Genomic DNA, 3,420 nt, shown 5'->3' on the forward strand with positions numbered 1-3,420 from the left:
CTGATTATAAATATCATATATCAAGGGAAGAAGACAAGAAGAGCAGGGAATAACAGCAGAAAAGGAAAGCTTGATGAATACAAATTGGTATCGATCTCCAATACCCTTGGTAAACTCATCAGAACAGGCTATAATTCCAGTCGTCTTCAACTCAGCCGCTCTGGCCTGCCGGCGACCAAAAGGTCAAATGACAATTACAAAAAAACTCAGGTAATATCGCCCTGATGGTAAAAGTCAACGAACGCAAACTGGCGAACAACGCCTCAACCCTAGAGCAATGGGCCAACCGGGCAATCAGAATTGCCGGAATGCAAGTCAGAGTCCGGATACGAGGAAACAAGCTGCATATTCTCTGCGAGGGTCGAGAGTGTCCCGACAGGCAAACAACGGTGACACAATTGGTGTTGGCGATGAGTGCCGCAAATATTAATGACCTGCTTGCTGCCTCCAGACCAACGCTCGCTCAAGCGTTTCTCTACGGTCGCAAGTTGGGTGAAAAGCGCCCGGATTGGACAGAGCCGATCGATCTAAATGACCTAAACCGATATCTGGAAGCGCATTCAAGTAAAGCTTCGGTTCCAGAAGCGGGTTTAACCAGCAGCGTCCGCAAAATGACAGATATATCAATAGAAGATTCTTTAACAAGTCAGGAAATTCTCTCTGAAAGGATGACAGAGGTCGTCGAAGCCGCTGCATCTTCTCAGAGTCTGGCTCGCAGGGGACATCCGGAAGCGATCGCCCGCGTACTGGGTGAAAATCTCCAGTCATTAGGAGTGCGGGTAAAGGTTGTCTCCAGAAGCCTGCGAAAAAATCATGGTAATTTATCGCCCGGAACTGCAAACTCAGGGATAAAGGAGCGTCGCCTTTGGGTATTTTGCGAATCTGCCTACAGTCCAGATCGGTCATTGCTGGCTTCCCCAATTGCCCAGAAGTTGAGGGATTTGCATCTGAAGGGATTCCGGGATGCTGTAATTATCAGTCAGGTGAGCGGTGAAGAAACTCCCGATTGGATGCTGCGCGTGGATCTGACCCCGCCGGAGCAAATGCTCCGGGAGTGGGCGGCTTGGGGCGATGAGGAAGCGATCGCCAGATTGCTGGATGGGGCGACAGAGCATCTGCATATGGAAGTATCGGCGGTGTTAAAGGAATCTACACTGCATATTTCCTGTACGGGTCAGAATAAATCTGCCAGCGTTGCTAACGATAACATTCCCCTACCGGATAAGCCGTCCGCGATTAATGCGATCGCACCGCTTCTGCACTCGCTTGCACCCAGAGGTATTCAAGCGGCTATTATTTACGGAAACCCATCGGATTCCGCATCCCCAGCTTGGGTAGATTGGCTGAATTTACCGGCAGCAAATCAACCGGAATTAGCCACCTCGGCAGAGGATCTCGCAGCTGCGGGAGATGAAGAAGCGATCGAATTTTTGCTGGGACGAATACTCAACCCAGACCTGGATTGGCGTTTGGCAGATGGCGGCATTCGCGTACAAGCGCGACGCAAAGAAGACTTGCTCCACATCATGACGGATGGGGCGGTTTGTCCGGTGCAGCGGCAGGTAGCTGGGCCGACGGCTAACTTTGTGCGCGAGCTGGAAATACCCGGCATTTCCGGTGTCAGAGTTTATGGCCGTCGCGCCGGTCAAAAACAACCGTTGTGGAACTATGGAGTCGATTTTTCTGCCAGACATCGCCAAGCAGAAGAGATTGCACCAGAGTTTGCCACCAGCGATGAGTACGTCGAAGAAGTGACAACCGCAACGCTCAACTTGGGGAATTCTCTGGGAGAAAGGTTAAGCGATGTCACGGTAGCGACAGAGGCAAAGACTGTTTCGCAGTCGGTAAGCGAATCCGCAGAAAATAAACTGGGGCGCGGTTGGTATGAGAAAAAGCAGGCCCTGTTCGATGTGCTGGTGCGATCGCAAATCTTTACTCCAGGCGGACAAACTCAAAATCTTATCTCTTTACCCGGTCAAGCCAGCTACCAAGGAGTTAAAGTGGCTTTGGTTTGGGGCGCGGTGGGAATTATGCTGACTTGGAGTGTGGATTTAGTTCTGGGTCAGATGCTCAAAAACAGAGAGATTCAGCTCAAAGAGTCTTTAGTCCTCAGTCAAAAGTCATTAGTCAAAGACACTGAAGAAACTAGGGATGAGGAAGGACAAAAGGCAACAAACACGGCAGCCAATTCCTTCAAATTACCCCAAGTTTCCCTCAAGCAAACGCCTACTCAAAATTCCAAAGTATTTAATTCTTCAGGATTTACCAAACTGGATTCAACCGAAGCCAGTCTAGACACGGTAGAGAGTACAACTTCTTTTACCAACCTACCATCGCCAAACCCCAGCTTCAACAACCGTCAGTTAGACGAAAAACTGACCCTTTACCAGCAGCGCGTGGCTGAGAAAGGGCCGCCAGATATCCTGATTGTCGGCAGTTCCAGGGCATTACGGGGCGTCGATCCGCAAACGTTGCAAAAAGCCCTAGCCGCAGAGGGTTATGGAAAACTGGAAGTGTTTAACTTTGGTGTCAACGGTGCGACTGCCCAAGTGGTAGATATGCTGCTGCGCCGCTGTTTGACGCCAGAACAATTGCCGAAAATGATTATTTGGGCAGATGGTGCCCGTGCGTTTAACAGCGGTAGAGTAGATGCTACCTACAATGCTCTCGCCGCATCCCCTGCCTACAAACAGTTGGTATCCGGTACATTACCCAGACAAAATTCTCTGGATGGCCAAGCTGCCAAAAATTTAGAACCTTTCACCGCTACATCAAGCCTGCCGGGGGCAAGCGGCCAAATGTTTATTAACTCGCAAGCGATCGATGAGTGGTTGAATCAGTCTTTGGGTACTATATCCTCTACCTACCAACAGCGCGATCGTCTGCAAGCAATGCTGCGCGAGCAATTTGCCGATACATTGAGTTTTGGTGCTAACGATCGTCAGAAACAAGCGCCGTCAATACTGCGTCAGAATGCGATCGCTTGGGATGGATTCTTGCCTTTGACTCTGCGCTTCAATCCCACTACTTACTACGAAAAGCACACCAAAGTTACGGGGGAACACGATAACGACTATAAAAGTTTCCAGCTAGCAGGTAACCAAACCAGCGCTTTAGAATCTTTCCTTCAGTTCACCCAAGCAAACCAAATTCCTGTAGTTGTTATAAACTTACCCTTGACAAAAGAATACTTAGACCCATTGCGGACTAAGTACGAGCAAGAATTTCAAATGTCTATGTTGCGCCTCTCCCTCAGTCGGGGATTTATCTTCCGCAACTGGAGTCAGCTATGGCCCTCACGCCATGACTACTTCTCCGATCCCAGTCACCTCAACCGCTACGGTGCTACCGCCGTGTCCGAACGACTGGCTCAAGACCCGCTGATTCCCTGGCCCAAAAAATAGGGATTAGGGGTTAGGG

2 protein-coding genes are annotated in these 3,420 nt (G+C 49.8%); both read left to right on the plus strand.

The window, feature by feature from the left end:
* Positions 1-225 (plus strand): hypothetical protein (locus H6S82_RS33070; RefSeq protein ID WP_206756892.1); only part of this gene is annotated, 225 nt, incomplete at its 5' end.
* Positions 225-3,404 (plus strand): DUF1574 domain-containing protein, encoded by a 3,180-nt coding sequence (locus H6S82_RS24625; protein ID WP_190461598.1) that lies wholly within the window; start codon positions 225-227, stop codon positions 3,402-3,404. The genes H6S82_RS33070 and H6S82_RS24625, both read left to right, overlap by 1 nt.
* Positions 3,405-3,420 lie beyond the last annotated feature (16 nt).

Source organism: Planktothrix sp. FACHB-1355 (assembly GCF_014748295.1).
Classification (GTDB): Bacteria; Cyanobacteriota; Cyanobacteriia; order Cyanobacteriales; family Aerosakkonemataceae; genus Aerosakkonema; species Aerosakkonema funiforme_A.